The organism is Arthrobacter sp. TMP15 (assembly GCF_039529835.1).
In the GTDB taxonomy this organism is placed as follows: Bacteria; Actinomycetota; Actinomycetes; order Actinomycetales; family Micrococcaceae; genus Specibacter.
The window spans coordinates 359,412-375,686 of the sequence record NZ_CP154262.1 but is presented as its reverse complement, the minus strand read 5'-3'; the positions used below and the strand labels follow the sequence as shown (position 1 = coordinate 375,686).

The 16,275-nt window shown below is 59.4% G+C and carries 17 protein-coding genes; 4 read left to right on the top strand and 13 right to left on the bottom strand.

Annotated elements, in window-relative coordinates; genetic code table 11:
• Window positions 1-187 precede the first annotated feature (187 nt).
• Window positions 188-859, top strand: coding sequence for a DUF4232 domain-containing protein (locus AAFM46_RS01670; protein WP_343319178.1), 672 nt, complete (start codon window positions 188-190; stop codon window positions 857-859).
• Between the two features lie 35 nt (window positions 860-894).
• On the opposite strand, the gene AAFM46_RS01665 is transcribed toward AAFM46_RS01670, so the two are convergent.
• Window positions 895-1,464: a hypothetical protein gene (locus tag AAFM46_RS01665; protein WP_343319177.1), complete on the bottom strand. Its 570-nt coding sequence runs from the start codon at window positions 1,462-1,464 to the stop codon at window positions 895-897.
• Between the two features lie 218 nt (window positions 1,465-1,682).
• Here AAFM46_RS01665 and AAFM46_RS01660 point away from each other — a divergent pair, with 218 nt between their 5' ends.
• The 3 genes from AAFM46_RS01660 to AAFM46_RS01650 all read left to right on the top strand — a co-directional run bounded on the left by AAFM46_RS01660 (window position 1,683) and on the right by AAFM46_RS01650 (window position 8,349).
• On the top strand, window positions 1,683-6,533 hold the full coding sequence (locus tag AAFM46_RS01660; RefSeq protein ID WP_343320321.1) for a DEAD/DEAH box helicase: 4,851 nt from the start codon (window positions 1,683-1,685) through the stop codon (window positions 6,531-6,533).
• The gene (locus AAFM46_RS01655; protein ID WP_283531352.1) at window positions 6,526-7,356 is read left to right on the top strand and encodes a DNA-formamidopyrimidine glycosylase family protein; all 831 of its coding nucleotides are present in this window, start codon (window positions 6,526-6,528) and stop codon (window positions 7,354-7,356) included. The genes AAFM46_RS01660 and AAFM46_RS01655 overlap by 8 nt, the downstream gene beginning before the upstream one ends.
• A gap of 66 nt (window positions 7,357-7,422) precedes the next feature.
• The gene (locus tag AAFM46_RS01650; RefSeq protein WP_343319175.1) at window positions 7,423-8,349 is read left to right on the top strand and encodes a pseudouridine synthase; all 927 of its coding nucleotides are present in this window, start codon (window positions 7,423-7,425) and stop codon (window positions 8,347-8,349) included.
• Between the two features lie 7 nt (window positions 8,350-8,356).
• On the opposite strand, the gene AAFM46_RS01645 is transcribed toward AAFM46_RS01650, so the two are convergent.
• The 12 genes from AAFM46_RS01645 to ppc all read right to left on the bottom strand — a co-directional run bounded on the left by AAFM46_RS01645 (window position 8,357) and on the right by ppc (window position 16,269).
• Complete coding sequence (locus tag AAFM46_RS01645) at window positions 8,357-8,737, bottom strand: hypothetical protein (RefSeq protein WP_343319173.1); 381 nt, start codon at window positions 8,735-8,737, stop codon at window positions 8,357-8,359.
• Window positions 8,734-9,327: a hypothetical protein gene (locus AAFM46_RS01640; RefSeq protein WP_283531349.1), complete on the bottom strand. Its 594-nt coding sequence runs from the start codon at window positions 9,325-9,327 to the stop codon at window positions 8,734-8,736. Before AAFM46_RS01640 ends, AAFM46_RS01645 begins: the two co-directional genes overlap by 4 nt.
• Window positions 9,324-9,893 carry an RNA polymerase sigma factor gene (locus AAFM46_RS01635; RefSeq protein ID WP_343319171.1) on the bottom strand — a complete coding sequence of 190 codons (570 nt, stop codon included), beginning with the start codon at window positions 9,891-9,893 and terminating at the stop codon, window positions 9,324-9,326. The genes AAFM46_RS01640 and AAFM46_RS01635 overlap by 4 nt, the downstream gene beginning before the upstream one ends.
• A 129-nt stretch (window positions 9,894-10,022) precedes the next feature.
• Window positions 10,023-10,280, bottom strand: a complete 258-nt coding sequence (locus AAFM46_RS01630; RefSeq protein ID WP_283531348.1) for a GlsB/YeaQ/YmgE family stress response membrane protein — start codon at window positions 10,278-10,280, stop codon at window positions 10,023-10,025.
• Window positions 10,281-10,328: 48 nt separating this feature from the next.
• Entirely contained in the window at window positions 10,329-10,523 is a 195-nt protein-coding gene (locus AAFM46_RS01625) for a CsbD family protein (protein ID WP_283531347.1), read from the bottom strand.
• Window positions 10,524-10,559: 36 nt separating this feature from the next.
• Window positions 10,560-11,171: a hypothetical protein gene (locus tag AAFM46_RS01620; RefSeq protein WP_283531346.1), complete on the bottom strand. Its 612-nt coding sequence runs from the start codon at window positions 11,169-11,171 to the stop codon at window positions 10,560-10,562.
• A complete protein-coding gene (locus tag AAFM46_RS01615) occupies window positions 11,168-11,782 on the bottom strand; it encodes a hypothetical protein (protein ID WP_343319168.1) in 615 nt (204 codons plus the stop codon). The genes AAFM46_RS01620 and AAFM46_RS01615 overlap by 4 nt, the downstream gene beginning before the upstream one ends.
• A complete protein-coding gene (locus tag AAFM46_RS01610; protein WP_283531344.1) occupies window positions 11,779-12,213 on the bottom strand; it encodes a hypothetical protein in 435 nt (144 codons plus the stop codon). Before AAFM46_RS01610 ends, AAFM46_RS01615 begins: the two co-directional genes overlap by 4 nt.
• Window positions 12,210-12,401: a DUF2273 domain-containing protein gene (locus AAFM46_RS01605; protein WP_283531343.1), complete on the bottom strand. Its 192-nt coding sequence runs from the start codon at window positions 12,399-12,401 to the stop codon at window positions 12,210-12,212. The genes AAFM46_RS01610 and AAFM46_RS01605 overlap by 4 nt, the downstream gene beginning before the upstream one ends.
• The gene (locus tag AAFM46_RS01600) at window positions 12,398-12,868 is read right to left on the bottom strand and encodes an Asp23/Gls24 family envelope stress response protein (protein WP_283531443.1); all 471 of its coding nucleotides are present in this window, start codon (window positions 12,866-12,868) and stop codon (window positions 12,398-12,400) included. The genes AAFM46_RS01605 and AAFM46_RS01600 overlap by 4 nt, the downstream gene beginning before the upstream one ends.
• A 159-nt stretch (window positions 12,869-13,027) precedes the next feature.
• Window positions 13,028-13,333 (bottom strand): hypothetical protein, encoded by a 306-nt coding sequence (locus AAFM46_RS01595; protein ID WP_283531342.1) that lies wholly within the window; start codon window positions 13,331-13,333, stop codon window positions 13,028-13,030.
• A gap of 116 nt (window positions 13,334-13,449) precedes the next feature.
• A complete protein-coding gene (gene ppc, locus AAFM46_RS01590; RefSeq protein WP_343319166.1) occupies window positions 13,450-16,269 on the bottom strand; it encodes a phosphoenolpyruvate carboxylase in 2,820 nt (939 codons plus the stop codon).
• Window positions 16,270-16,275 lie beyond the last annotated feature (6 nt).

Here is a 16,275-nt window from a genome sequence, read left to right as displayed (position 1 = left end):
CGGGCCTGCGGGCCGCTTAGCTTTTAGCGTGCTTTGAACCGGCAACGCTCCCTCACTGCTGCTGCTGCTGCTGCTGCTGAAGGAGCGTTGCCGAAAACACAGCGTGTAGTGAGCGAGCGTTGAGGTTGGGGGAGTTCTGACGGCGGGGTTAGTTGACTCAGGAAACAATGGGCGTAAAAGTGGACTCATGAATACTGCGCAGCGAACCCCGGCCAAACTACCCCGCCTTGGACAGATGTTCGCACTGGCGGCCATCGTAGGTCTGGGAGCATCGTTGGCCGCATGTTCCCCGCAGGAGTCCACGGCGCCCACCGCTGGCGCCAGCAGCACCACGGCCCCTTCGTCCTCTTCGTCCCCGCAGAGCCCAACATCGGCTGTGACCACGCCTAGCGCACTGCCAACCCCAACGTCAGCGGCCCCGACCCAACCGGCCAAGGCTCCGGCCCTGTGCACAGCCGCATCCTTGAAAGGTGCGCTGGATGATTCCGGCGGCGGGGCGGCAGGCAGTATTTTCATGAAGCTGATAGTGACAAACAGCTCCAAGACAAGCTGTATCCTCGATGGCTACCCGGGGGTCTCCATGGTCCCGGCGGGCACCATAGACTACATCGGGGCTCCTGCGGAGCGTGATCCGGCGGCCCCCTCCAACGGTCCCATCACCTTGGCACCGGGACAAAGTTCAGCCGCGGTGCTGCGCTATACGCAGGCAGGCAACTATCAAAATTGTCAGAGGGTGCAGGCTGAGGCAATTCTTGTCTACCCACCCAGCGCCACGGATAGTTTAGAGATCCCACACCCATTGACAGCCTGCACCAATGCAGGCATCAAGCTCCTGAGAATTGGGGCGTTCCAGCCCTAGGTAGCAGACACAGGCTCACTATTGGGGCTGGCGTGTTAAGGCTTGAGCGCCTCGTCGCGGTCAAACTCTTCAAAGGATCCGATGAACCCGGGGTCGCTATCTTGGGCCTGTCGCCGCTGGCCGTGACGGAGCACATGTAACCTGTTGGCGGCGAGCACCAGCACCCCGGTGGTCAACAGGTGCATGGCCCCACCCCACACGTCGGCGTGAATCACTGCTGTCAGAAATCCGGCCAGGGTCACCGCGGCACCAACGGTCACAAGTAGACGCAGCCGCTCAAATTTGCCGTACACAATGAGAGCAGCTCCTACCACCAGCCACGGTCCGGCGCCGTTGAGGAACGGTATGAGAGCACTGAGAAGGATACCTGCGCCTGTGCCACCGGCCAGATAAAAGTAGTGGTTTCGTGGGGCAAGCCACCACGAGGGGTTTCGCCACAACCAGAGGGCACTTAACCCGCCGATAACCAGGAATGCCACGACGAAAAAGCGCGCATCTGCACCATTGCCGCGTTCGGCCACCATGCTGATGGCACCACCTGCTAAGAAGACGAATGCCAAACCAAGCAGTGGCGCCCAGTTATTCCCGATGTGCCGTGTCTGCACTACCCCCGGCCCCCAAACGATCCCATGTTTCAGGAGAACCCTCCGGCCATGTGTTCTTTTCCGGATAGGCCTCGACAACCCTTGCCGCTCCTACCGATAGATTACCGCCTGATGCTGACACTGACGCATTGGAAACGGTGTCGCCCTCACCACTTCGCCATAATGTCAGTGGGATACGGCATGATGGAGCCGTGCAAGGAACAACGCCAGCAGCTGCCATGAAACAATTCGCCGCCCCCACCCGCGAGTGGTTCCTTGGCGCGTTTGGTTCCCCCACGCCGTCTCAAGTGGGTGCTTGGGCCGCGATTGCTGGCGGAGCCCACTCCTTGGTGGTTGCACCCACAGGTTCCGGAAAAACACTGGCCGCCTTCCTCTGGGCACTCGATGGGCTCATCGCAAAAACAGATCCCCCACAGGAAACTTCAACAGCGGCCGGCGCCGAAAAAAATACAAGTAAAAAAGTAGGCACCCGGGTGCTTTACATTTCCCCGCTCAAGGCTCTGGGTGTGGACGTGGAACGAAACCTCCGGGCACCCTTGATCGGCATCACACAAACAGCTGCCCAGCTCGGTCTGGCGACCCCGCAGGTCAGCGTGGGTGTGCGTTCCGGAGATACCCCCACCAATGAACGGCGCCGCCTGCTCAGCCATCCACCAGATATCTTGATCACCACCCCGGAATCCCTGTATCTGATGCTGACCTCCAAGGCGCGAGAATCTCTCACGGATGTGCACACAGTCATCATTGACGAGGTCCATGCGGTGGCTGGAACCAAACGTGGAGCGCATTTGGCGCTCTCCCTGGAACGTCTTGATGCGCTATTGAAAACCCCCGCTCAACGCATTGGTCTGTCAGCAACAGTTGAGCCGCATTCAACGGTGGCCCGTTTCCTGGGCGGCAATGCCCCGGTTGAAATAGTGGCTCCGCCCAGCACCAAAAACTGGGATCTTACTGTGACCGTGCCGGTCGCGGACATGACCGAACTTCCCGCACTGGCCTCCGCCAACGAGCTTGGCCCTGCCTCCGGTCTGGCACCCAACGCCTCGATTTGGCCCCATGTTGAGGAAAAGATCGTGGACGCCGTGTTGGCGAAGAAGTCCACCATAATCTTCGCCAACTCCCGCCGATTAGCTGAGCGGCTCACGGGCCGTCTCAACGAGATATACGCCGAACGATCAGAACTGGCGGCCCTCGACGCTGCCGCCGCACTGAAAGTTGCGCAGACGGCGGACGGTGAGGTGTCCGACGTCGAACCCTCCTCAGCGCACGCCTGGCGGAAAGCGGAGTCCCCGGCAAGGCTCCCCGCCGAGATGATGGCGCAGGCCGGAGCCGTGGCGGGGGCGCCGCTGGTGCTGGCTAAGGCGCACCACGGTTCGGTGTCCAAAGAGCAACGGGCGCTGATCGAGGATGATCTTAAATCTGGGCGGCTGCGCGCCGTGGTGGCCACATCAAGTCTGGAATTGGGCATCGATATGGGTGCCGTGGACTTGGTGATTCAGGTGGAGTCACCGCCATCTGTGGCTAATGGACTCCAACGAGTGGGCCGTGCCGGGCACCAGGTGGGAGAAATATCGCAGGGGTTGCTGTTCCCTAAACACCGCGCCGATCTGCTGCACTCCGCCGTGACAGTGGAACGGATGCTGGCTAACAAAATTGAGCCACTGTCCATCCCGGCCAACCCGCTGGACATTCTGGCCCAACAAACTGTGGCCGCTACCGCGCTGGAAGCTGTGGATGTGGATGAGTGGTTTGAGACGGTCCGCCGCAGTGCACCCTTTTTGGCACTGCCACGTTCGGCTTTTGAGGCCACCTTGGACTTGTTGGCGGGGCGCTACCCCTCAGATGAGTTTGCTGAGCTACGCCCGCGCATCATTTGGGACCGCGCGGCCGGAACCATTGTGGGCCGGCCAGGTGCACAACGTCTGGCGGTAATATCCGGGGGTACCATTCCTGACCGCGGCCTATTTGGCGTGTTCATCATTGGTTCTGAGGAATCAGGTGGCGCCAATAAGGGTGGGCGCCGCGTGGGCGAACTGGATGAGGAGATGGTGTACGAATCCAGGGTGGGGGATGTGTTTGCTCTGGGCGCCACGAGCTGGAAAATTGAGGACATCACCTTTGACAGGGTGTTGGTCTCTCCCGCGTTTGGCCAACCGGGCAAGCTGCCCTTCTGGAAGGGCGATTCCCTTGGCCGTCCCGTGGATTTGGGGCGGGCACTGGGCGCCTTCATTCGCGAAGTCAGCGCAGCTCCCCGCAAGAAAGCACTTGCCCGGTGTGCGGCCACCGGACTTGATCAGTGGGCAGCTAACAACCTGCTCAGCTATTTGGATGACCAGAAAGCCTCCACCACGCAAGTCCCGGATGACAAAACACTCATGGTGGAACGCTTCCATGATGAACTCGGCGATTGGCGCGTGGTGCTCCACAGCCCCTTTGGCATGCCTGTGCATGCACCGTGGGCACTAGCCGTGGCAGCCCGTCTGCATGAACGCTATGGGCTGGACGGCTCGGCCATGGCCTCCGATGACGGTATTGTGCTGCGCGTTCCGCTCATGGATGACGAACCTCCGGGCGCTGATTTGTTCCTCTTCGACCCAGCTGAACTTGACGGCATTGTGACAGCAGAGGTGGGCGGCTCAGCACTGTTTGCGAGCCGTTTTCGCGAATGCGCCGCCCGCGCGTTGTTGTTGCCGCGCCAGAATCCCGGTAAACGATCCCCCTTGTGGCAGCAGCGCCAGCGCTCGGCTCAGCTGTTGGATGTGGCCCGGAAATACCCCACATTCCCCATCGTGTTGGAAACGGTGCGCGAATGCTTGCAGGACGTCTACGATCTGCCCGCGTTGAAGGAGATTGCCGCATCGATTGAGCGCCGCGAACTGCGCATTGTGGAAACCACCACCAGCGAGCCCTCCCCATTTGCCCGTTCGCTGCTCTTTGGCTATGTGGCGAGCTTCCTGTATGAAGGGGACTCCCCGCTGGCTGAACGCCGGGCAGCCGCGCTGTCCTTGGACCCGGCGCTTCTGGATGAGCTGTTGGGCCGGGCCGAACTGCGCGAGCTGCTGGATCCCGATGTCATCGCCACTACCGAGGCCCAGCTACAGCGCCTCGCTCCCGATCGCCGCGCGCGCGGGATCGAGGGGGTTGCTGACCTGTTGCGTTTGCTGGGCCCTCTCACAGTGGCAGAAATTGCCGCCCGTCTGGTACCCACGGTCAGCGCGGATCCCTCGGGGCCGGAGCCCTCCTTGGTAACGGAGGACGCCGCTGACCCGCCCGCAGTTGTTGGCTCCCCTGAACATGGGGTTGAATCGCATCTGGTCCAGGTGGGCGCGTTTCTAAGCACATTGGCTGGCGCCAACCGGGCACTGCAAGTCAATATGGCTGGTGAGCCACGCTTCGCAGCCATTGAGGACGCCGCGCGCCTGCGCGACGCGCTGGGAATTCCGCTGCCCATGGGTGTCCCGCTTGCCTTTATTGAACCGGTGGCCGATCCACTCGGTGACTTATTGGGACGCTATGCACGCACCCACGGCCCATTCACGGCACCCGAGGCTGCTGCCAGGTTGGGGCTCGGAGTGGCCGTGGTCCTTTCAGGGTTAGCTCGGCTCTCCGCAGACAGACGTGTGACAGAGGGCGAATTTTTGCCTCAACGCGCCGAAAACGGTGCTTCGGAGTGGTGCGACGTTCAGGTGCTGCGCCAATTGCGCAGCCGCTCGCTGGCGGCACTGCGTGCTGAGGTAGAACCGGTTGATGCCGCTACGTTTGGCCGCTTCCTGCCCGCGTGGCAGCACGTTACAGCCGCATCCAGCTCAACGGCGCTGCGCGGCTTGGATGGTGTATTGACGGTGGTGGATCAGTTGGCGGGTGCGCCGATTCCCGCATCCGCATGGGAACCACTGGTATTGGCTTCCCGGGTGGCCAACTACTCCCCTGCCATGCTGGATGAGCTTATGGCAACGGGGGAAGTGGTGGTTTCCGGGTCCGGGGCACTGGGGTCAAACGATGGTTGGCTCAGCTTGCACATTGCGGACTCAGCCGATCTGACGCTGCAACCATCCACTGATTTCACCGCAACCGAGTTCCAGGAACGTATCCTGGCCGCGTTAGGCAATGGCGGTGCGTATTTCTTTCACCAGTTGCGTGAGATGACAGCTGAGGGACCCGATCATCCTCCCTCCGATTCCGAGCTGACCAACGCTTTATGGGAACTACTCTGGGCCGGGAGGGTCAGCAACGATACATTTTCGCCCATCCGAGCGTTACTGGCCGGTGGACACACGGCACACAAACAAAAAACGCCCTCGTCACGGCTGCGTCCGGCACGCGCCGGGCGCTATGGCCGTTTGCCGGGCCGGAGCCTCAGCTCGCAACGCGGGGCGCCTCCCGTGGGAGCTGGGCGTTGGAGCTTGTTATCAGGTGCATCCAGTGCAGAAGATGCCATCTCCACCACGCAGGCCACACTGCGCAGCCACGCCTTGGCCGAATTATTTCTGGATAGGTACGGGGTCATCACGCGGGGCTCCGTCATGAACGTTGGAATCCCTGGTGGGTTCGGGCTCATGTACAAGGTGTTGGCTCGATTGGAAGAAAGCGGCAAGTGCCGCCGCGGCTACTTCATTGAGCATCTGGGTGCCGCACAATTTGCGGTCTCAGCCACAGTTGATCGCTTGCGCACCTTTAGCGAGGACGCCGCTTTGGCGGTGAAGGCTCCTACGGCCCTGGCTCTGGCGGCCACCGACCCCGCCAACCCCTACGGCGCAGCGCTGCCATGGCCACCTTTGGATTCTGGGCATCGGCCGGGGCGCAAGGCTGGTGCTTTAGTGGTTCTGGTTGATGGTGCCTTGATCCTCTACGTGGAACGCGGTGGGCGTACGTTGCTGTGCTTTAGTGAAGATGATTCTGCCATTGCCTTGGCCGCCAAAGCACTGGTACAGGTGGTTAAGCGTGGCGCAATTGATAAAATGGCCATTGAAAAAGTCAATGGTGGCGACATTCTTGGCACTGCGCTGGCCCATTCCTTATTAGAGTCCGGGGCATATAGCTCCCCGCGTGGAGTGCGGATCCGTGCCTGAGGGAGACACGGTCTGGCGTCAGGCCCGCGATCTGCGCGCAGTGCTTCAGGGCCAGGAGCTTGCCTCTTGCGATTTCAGAGTCCCTGCGTTTGCAACGTTGGATTTCACAGGCCTGACTGTCACCGCGGTTCAGTCGCGCGGCAAGCACCTTTTGATGTACGTGGGCCCGCACGTCATCCATTCGCATCTTTCCATGGAAGGGCATTGGGACATTTATCCACGTGCCACCCCGGGCCGGGCATCACGCTGGCGACGCCCTGCCTTCACTGCACGGGTGGTTCTGCAAACCCAATTAGTCACGGCTGTGGGATTCTCCTTGGGAACGCTGGAAGTGGTGGCCGCGGCGCAAGTTTTGGACGTCGTGGGACATCTTGGCCCAGACTTGTTGGGCCCCGATTGGGATGCCGCCCAAGCCTTGCAGCGACTACGTGCCGATCCAGGCCGAGCCGTGGGGCTGGCGCTACTTGACCAACGGAACCTTGCCGGGATTGGCAACGTTTATCGCAACGATTTGTGCTTCTTAGGTGGGGTACACCCTGCCATGCCCATCGGCGAAGTGGCAGGGTTGCCTCGCATGGTAGACCTCGCCAAACGCTTGCTTGAGGCTAATAAGGACAGGTCCTCCCGGTCAACCACAGGTGGGCCTGCGCGCGGCGAGGCGGCTGCGTGGGTGTACGGGCTGGCCGGAAAACCATGCAAGCGGTGCGGAAGCCTTATCCGCTATGCCACCCTCGCCGATCCTCTCTTCCCCACCCACGGCGCCCGGGATATCTATTGGTGCCCGCACTGCCAAGGAGGTCCGCCGGCGAGTACCCACGGTTAGGGTTTACCTAGCGTGACCGCGGCGGTGGTCTGCACGCCGCCGATCCCTCGGTACCCTTGAATGGTGATGAAATCTCCGCTCCCGGTACGCAATGGCGTCAACGCGACCCGCGTGCGAGTGCCCGCTGAGGGGCCCTGGAAAACAGCCATGGAATTTGTGCTGGACAAATTCGGGCATGTGGACCCTGCCGGCATCGTCAGTAGATTTGAACGCGGCGAAGTTATGGCGTTGGGTGGGGAAATCCTCACACCCGCAACCCCGTTGGATCAGCACATGTTCATTTGGTACTACCGCGAACTGCCGGTGGAAAAACGGCTACCCGTGGAACTCTCAGTCCTGCATCAGGATGAAAACCTTGTGGTTGTGGACAAGCCTCATTTTCTGCCCACCACACCTGGCGGCATGTACGTTCACGAGTCGGCCCTTGTCCGCCTGCGCGTGCTCCTTGACTTACCGGAACTGGTGCCCATGCACCGTTTAGACAGGATGACTGCCGGGGTGTTGTTATTTTCAGCTAACCCTGACACGCGTGGAAAATACCAAACATTATTTGAAAAACGTCAGATACAAAAAACGTACCGCGCCGTGGCACCGGTCCGCGACGATCTGGAGCTGCCCTTAGTGGTGCGGAGTCACATGATTAAATCGCGCACGTATTTGTTGGCTCAAGAAATCGAAGGTGAGCCCAACGCTGAAACCCGGATCGGGTTGTTGGACAGCCGTACGGACCAGACAACCGGTGACCACCTGGGACTCTACGATCTGAACCCGCACACAGGAAAAACCCATCAACTGCGCGTGCACATGGCCTCCCAGGGCCTAGGAATCTTGAACGATTCGTTTTACCCAATCCTGCACGAGCAGGCACCGGATGATTTCACTAAACCACTGCAGCTACTAGCGCGCAGTATTTCCTTTACTGACCCGCTGACTCGTGAGGCAGTGAGCTACTCCTCTAAACTGGAACTTTCAGCGTTCCCAGGTCACAACTAAGCGGTGGCTAGACTCCGATTGCGGCAATCTGAACAAGTACCCGAACCTCAAAATCTGGCCTACGCGGGACTACAAATGTGCGAATCCCAGTAGCAACACTGCGAGCCAACTGCGGTGCAGGCACAGACCCATCGGTGCCTACACGCACCTTCACTGTCAGGACCGGCGCTGTCAGGACCGGCGCTGTCAGGACCGGTCTCATGCCGTCGCTGCCAGGGTCAGCGGTCTCGGAGCACGCCACGAAGGTCGTCGCCGCAGCAGTTTCCGCGGGTGATAGGAGTCCACCCAACGTTTTCACCGCTGTTCGCCACATCGGATCCACTGCATAGACAACAGCAACGCCATCCATGTCCAAGACCCGCTGGTGAACATCATCTTCAAGGCTCATGGCTGTTCTTTCCTATCCGCATCGCCAGCAGTCTGAAATCTCGGCCGCACATCAGTGAACGTCACGTGCACAGCCACCACATTCAGCTCCGTTTCAGCTAGCAGTTCTGCGAACACTGCCTCCCGCAATTTCTCGGCAAGCGACGGCAACGGGTACCCGTACCTCGCTGAAACACCTATGTGAAATTCAATGGGTGCTCCGACGGTCTCGGCGTCGCCATCTATCCGGCAGCGACCAATCAACACCCCGCCCACAGAGTCACCCACGGAGCGGACCATTGCAATGACAGCACCCTCGGATTCTGTCAGCTGGTCTAAAGGACCGCCAGCAATCGGGATTGAGCGCCCCGCGCTCGTTTCTAGCCTCAGGTTGGCCAGAATGCCATCAAGCCAGATGGTGTCATCGGCTGCTGCTGACGCCGCGTCGTCGTCCATGAGATCCATGGCTACAGACCTGAGGCTTCTCAGTCCTGCAAGTCTTGCCTGGCATTGTGGGCAGTGCTCAATATGTTCGGCATCAGCGCAAACACCCGTGTCGAGGTAGTCGCTGAGGTCTTCGATGCGCCGATCGCAATCTCGCGTTGGGTTCATCGCCAGTCCTCCATGTCCTTCACAAGCGTTGTTCGTGCTCTGGCCAACCGGCCGCGCACGCTGGTTGCGCTGATACCCAGCGTCTCGGCAATTTCCTCATATGATTGACCACCGATTTCCTTCAAGACCCAGCATCGTCGCTGTTCTTCCGGTAGACGGGCAAGCGCCTGATTCAATGCAAGACGCGCGGACCCAGCCAACGCGGCTTGCTCCGGCGTGGGTTTTTTATCTGCCGCGTGCCCCTGCTCATCCAAGTTGCCATGTACTTTACGCCGCCTGCCGGAATCGACAGCACGGTGGGCCACTATCCGCATCATCCACGCTTTTACTGACGCCGGATCCTTGAGGTCCCGGATATCTTTCCATGCTGTGATGAGCGCTTCTTGTACAACGTCGTCGGCATCGTCATAGGTTCGGGTTAGACGCCGGGCGTATGCTCGCATCAGTGGGGCATGTCTATGGGCCAGCGCCTCAAAGGCAGCAACATCACCGTCACCGGAACGCTCTGCCAAAAAATCATCGGGGGCATCAGCAAGTGCGTGCGCCATTTCCTGCAGTCGTTTCACCGTCTTGGGCCCTTTCATCATTTCCAGCCGTCCAAGGTGCTTGGCTGTGAGCCTATACGTTTTCGCGGGCAGCTAACGCTATGCGTTAGCTGCCCGCGAAACTTGAAACTATTTGTAAGCTACCTGAGGCTACTTACGGCCGCGGATGGCGCCGTAGATTGCGGCAACAACCAGGCCACCACCAATGGACAACAGCCACGTCTTAATATTGAAGAACGTGCCGAGGTCAACATTGAAAATAAGCGATCCGAGCCAGCCACCAACGATGGCGCCAACCACTCCCAAAATGATGCTTGTGATCCAGCCGCCTCCGACTTTGCCAGGCATGACTGCCTTAACGATTGCGCCGACGATCAAACCAAGAATAATAAATCCGAAGAAACCCATATGTACCCCTTATATTAAGTGCGAATGCTTGTAATGCAGATGATTAGACTACTTGTTGAGACCGTTTTTGAACTCCGTGGCGGCGTCTTTGACCTTTTCCCCGGCCTGTTTGGCTTCGGCGCTTACTTGGTCTGCACGGCCTTCATGCTCAAGTTTCTGGTTATCCAACAGCTTGCCTGCTTGCTCTTTTACGGAGCCAAGCCCCTTTTCGGCGCTATTACTGATTTTATCGCCCAGTCCCATGTTTTCTCTTTCGTTAGGTTTCGTTGTTGTTTTTTCTCATGCCACGCGTTCTGTACGGGCAAATTTGCTACGTGTGCCTGCTTTGATGCGGATCAGCACAGGCAGTTGAATTCCCAACAGTTCATCCAAGCCCACCACTAGATGTTCCACGGCGGCGCGCACCTCAGCCGGAGAGGCACCTTTCCGGGCTTGGAGCACTATTTTCAGCCCAGTGTCACTGCCGATACCTCTGGTTTTCCAGGATTGCACCGAACTGGCGAGGATCTGGTTGTTTTCTGCCAGTGCCGCCTTGATCGCTTGAGCGGCAACAGCAATATCTACTGTGGTATTTCCGGTCGGGCTTTCCGCCTTGGCCAACTCATTGCTGCGGCCGGTGCCTTGTGAGGCAAGCCAGCTCACTAACAGCACTGCAACCACAATGAGCAGGACCAGCACAGCGATAGTCCACCAACTGATCTCTGCCCCTGAAATCCGGGCCGCATCCAGCCGTTCCTGGATGCGGCTCCAGAGGTTAGTGCCGGCCGAAGTCAAGCTTTGGGCGAATCCCCTGCTGACTCCAGCCAGTATTGCGAGGGTTCCCGCGCCAGCTAATATCAAACCAAAAATGGCCAATATTGTGCGGTTCAGCCCACGGTTGGTGCTGTTCATATGCCCACCTCCTGCTTAGTACCGGACGTCTGCTTATGCCCGGGTTTGACAGTGATAGCAACAGGATTATGCAATCCGTAAGCAGCTACCTCGCGTTCCACGGCTTCTTGAACAGCATCCGTATCTACACTCAGACCGGTGCTTGGATGCAATGAAACCTCGATGCGCTTTCGGCTCACACTTGTCGCTACCTGTTCAGGTGTCAGGCGGGCAACTGTGCGTGCAGTACGCGATACGGCTGCGGCCAGCACTTCATGCTCAACCACCACTGCTGCACGTGAACTCTCCATAATGTGCCGCGGCTTGGTACCAGGCAAGAGTGCGGCTGCCACAATAACAAGCCCCACCAACACCATGCCTGCACCGATCGCGATGAGCGCCTCAGGGATTGTGGCTGTTGCCACTGATGCCGTACGCTCAGCCAGCTCGGAAGGGGAAATCAGCAGAGCTGTGTTCGCCGTCAACGTGAGCAGCAGTTCAATGGCCAGCCATATCACTGCCAGCAACAGGGCGACGGCTACGATGATGGACAAGGCTGCCCGGCTGGACCGGGTTTCGCGCAGATTGAGTCTTTTGATTACTCGCGGCTCAGTTGCCTGCATGTTTCTCATTGGACCCTCCCTGTGGTTATTGGTTTCCCGTCATGAATCCCGGTGAACCGGATGTCCACTCGGCCAACGGTTGTTCCAGCCAGAGCGTGGAGGCGTTTTCTCACAACGTCCCTGACTGCAGCTGCACGCTCAAACACAGTGCCGCCGTCGGACTCCAAGTTCATGCGCACATCATCACTTGGTGAGTCCAGGTAGAAATCCTGCCCTTGGGCGCGCAGTACCAAAGGCACGGCCAGCGAGACGCTTACTTGTCCCTGCTCATCGTGGATTTTGGCGCTGATATCCCGTGCCGGGACATTGAGGGCGTCGGCGGCGATCGCTGCCACTAGCTGGTGCATCGTGTTGGCTGAAATGTTGGTGTACCCGGCACGCATATTTGGCTGGTGCTGCCGGTGTGCTTCCAGATCAGCCCCCCGCGTGCCGGTACTCATGATGAGGTGCGCTTGCCGCGGAGAGCGTCAAAAACGCTGCGCAGATCCAGCCTGCCGTCAACACTTCTGCCGATGAGCGCACCAACCGCCATGAACAGGGCCACCAACAGCATGGCCCAGAATCCAAAAACAAGGGCCGTAATGGCCAACGTAGCGGCTATGGCCGTGCCGGCCACGGTGGCGCTCATGAGACGCGGGCTTCTCGCGGCCCAGTCTGGCTCTCATCGTGGCGTGCGGCCGCGACGGTCTTCTCGTCATTTTCTTCCGAAGCGATGTGGATATCGGTGATGGAGACGTTAACCTCGGTCACCTCCATACCTACCACGTCTTCCACTGCGGCGTAGATGGCGTCACGGACGTCGTCGGCAACCTTTTGAAGTGGGTGCGGGTACTCCACAACAAGAGTAATATCAACCGCCACCTGTGTCTGGCCAACTTCAACGCTCACGCCCTGGGTCAAATCCTTCTGACCCACAGCTTCGCGGAGGCTGCCCAGTGCACGTGCGGCTCCGCCACCGAGTGCGTAAACACCCGGAATGTCCTGTGCAGCAATACCGGCAACTTTGGCGACAACACCGTCAGCCACCGTGGTGGTGCCACGGCTGGTGACCGACTGTTTGCCCGGTGCGGGGGTACCTGTTGCTGGGTTCTTAATCTGAGGCTGAGTAGTCAAAATAATCACTCCCGAAGTTCTGCTTAGATACATCTTCAAGCTCAGCACCATTTTGGCGCCTACACAGATAAGGCGTATCGAGCGGGAGAATCCTCACGGTTAAATCCATGTGATTCACATCACACTTGTTTTTCCGGCTTCCTAGAGCGCAAGCCACTTGCCTGTGGAGCGGCGGAAGGTGCGCAAAACACCCGTGGTGGCCACCGTATTCACACCATGCGCCATCGATACCGCAGCGTTGCGCGCAAACTGGTTCTCGGCGTCGTACTCGCTGGCCTCAACCATGAAACGAACGGTAATGCGCGGCACCCCGGCCACAATGTCCAGCTGGTTGGCCTCAACAACGTGGGCGGAACCAACCGCAGCAACAGCCACATCCATAACTTCTTTAGGATCGTGACCGGGACGCAGGCCGGTAATTTGGATGGTGGCACGAAATGAAGGCATCTAACCAGCCTAAACGAAGCCGCCCACACCAAAAAAGCCGCCGTTTGCGGATTAAGCCACCCGGCGCCGGGTGGCTTAATCCGCAAACGGCGGCTTTTTCCATAGGGGAGCGTTGTTTAGCCGGTGTTACGCAAGCCGGCAGCCACACCGTTGATGGTGATCAGCATGGCTCGCTGTAGACGCTCATCCACATCAGACTTGGTAATATCCGCCTCACGGACGCGGCGCAGCAGCTCAACTTGGAGATAGGAGATGGGGTCAAGATACTGATCGCGGACATTTAGTGAACGTTTGAGCAGGGGCTGGTTGTCCAGCAGCTCAGTCTCCCCTGTCAGCAGCTGTAGCTCCGCGACAGTGAGGTCAAACTCGGCGCGGATGGTGGCAAAGAGGTGCTGCAGCGGAACAGGTACAAGGGTGCGAACGTAGTGCGCGGCAATGTCCATATCCGTCTTGGCCAGCGTCATTTCCACATTGGAGATAGTGGAGGAGAAGAAGTGCCAGTGATCCAGCATTTCCTTCAGCTCAGCACCGCGGCCAGCTTCACGTGCTGCGCGCAGACCCGAGCCAACACCGAACCAACCCGGCACAATCTGACGTGACTGAGTCCACCCAAATACCCACGGGATGGCGCGCAGGCCACCAAGCCCGGACCCGGAATCCGGGCGTTTGGACGGCCGTGAACCAATGTTCAAGCTACCAAGTTGCTCCACCGGGGTGGACGCCAGAAAGTAGGCCGGCAGGTCCTCGTGGTCAATCAATGTGCGGTAGGTACCAAAAGCGGCGTCGGACATGACTTCCATAATGTCTCCGAAGCGGCCCAGATCATCCTCTGAGTGACGCGGTGCCTGGTGCAAGGCGGAGCCCTGCATGACAGCAGCCAGGGAAAGTTCCAGGTTTTCCCGGGCAAGTTCGGGCAAAGAGTACTTATCGGAGATGACCTCGCCCTGCTCGGTGAACTTGATGGCGCCTTCAAGGACGCCATTGGGCTGGGCCATGATGGCGTCATAGGTGGGTCCGCCACCGCGGCCAACAGAGCCGCCACGGCCGTGGAACATGCGCACGTTCACGCCGTGCTTGAGCGCTACGTCGCGGAGTTTGCGCTGAGTCTTGTGGATCTCCCACTGTGAAGTCAGCACGCCGGATTCCTTGTTGGAATCTGAGTATCCAAGCATGATCTCCTGGACGTCCCCACGCAGGCGAACAAGTTCGCGGTACGCCGGATCGGAGAGCAGCTGGTCCACAATTTCAGCAGAGGCGCGCAGCTCATCCACCGTTTCCAACAGCGGTGCGAAACCAATTTTGGCGTAACGGTTTTCACCGGTGAGCTGGACCAACCCGGCTTCGCGAGCCAGTACCGCGGGGGCCAACACGTCGTCAGCGCCGCGAGTCATGGAGATAATGTACGTTTCAATGACGTCGGGGCCGTACGTGCGCAAGGCCCGCCGCACAACACGGAAGACGTCGTAGGTTCCGTTTGCCGCGCCGTCGAGCTTAATCGGGTGCCCTGAAAGCGGACGCTGACTGGCAAGTTCGCGGCTCAGAACCGCCATACGCTCGGCACGATCAAACTCTGCGTAGGGCTTGTTTAGCTCACCAACCCTGTCAATGAGCTGGCCGACGGCGTCGTGGTGGTAGTCGGCATGCTCACGGATATCCAAGGTTGCCAAGTGCAAACCGAAGGAGGCAATGGCCCGACGCACTGAAGCCAGTGCCCCGTCCGCCACCAAAGCTGCAGAGTTATTGCGCAGCGAAACTTCCAGCAGCTCCAAATCCGCGATGAGTTCCGAAGTGGCGCTATAGTCGCGGCCGGGCTCATGGTAGGCATCAGCGGCCACACGCTTTTGCGTGTTGTGCAGTTTGGCCTTGATGCAGGTGAGTTTCAGACGGTACGGCTCATCCGCATTGAGCTCTAGGACGCGCGGATCAATATGGGGCAGGTTCGCCAAATCCACAGCGATCGAATCGGTCAGCGCCGCATCGGTGCCATAGAGGGCGCTTGAGTTGGAGAGAACGCTCAACAGCTCATCGATGAGCACCAGCGAGATTTTCACCGCGTTCTGGTTCTGCAACACCAAAACCTCGCGTGTCACCTCCGGAGTGACATTGGGGTTGCCATCGCGGTCGCCACCAATCCACGAGCCGAAACGCAGTGGGGCGGCGTCCACGGGCAGTGCAACTCCGTGCTCTCCCAACAAGTCGCTGAGCTCGGTCAGCACCTCCGGCATGGCGTCAGTGAGAATATTGCGCAGGTAGTAAATGGCGTTGCGGGCCTCATCCATAGGGGTGGGGCGAACTTTCCGCAACTCATCCGTCTGCCACATTTGGTCGATGATTTCGGCCAGTTTGCGGTCCTGGCGGGCACGGGCTGTGCTGCCTTCTTCTGATTCGGTGGCAAGGATGTCAGAGAGCTTGCGGATCTTATCCAGCACTGAACGCCGCGATGCTTCCGTGGGGTGGGCGGTGAAGATGGGCCGCACGTCCAGTTCGTTGACAACCTTCTGCAGCGTTTCGGCACCCGCTTTTTCAGCAATTTCGGTGACGGCCTTGGCCAGCCAGCCGTCCTTTTCGCTACGGCTGCGCAGACTCCGAACACGGTGAACCTGCTCCGCAGCGTTGGCCAGGTGGAAGTAAAACGCAAAGGCCCGAACCAGGTCTGTTGCCTGCTCCAGCGGTAGGGAGGAGAGGACCTCACGGACCTGCTCCGCGACGTCGTTTGCGCTCCAGGGGCCCGTGCCGGATTCCCCACGCGCAGCCTCTTTGGATTCCTTTGTCAGCAGGCGAACCTGCTCCACCATCGCCAACAGTTCGGGGCCGTGCTGGCGCACCAGGGATTCACCCAGCAAAGTGCTCACGCGGCGCACATCGCGGCGAAGGTCAGTATCCGGCTCGGCACCCTGTGCGGTGCCCTGCGGGTTTGGTTGCAAATCTGAGCTCATGAGTCA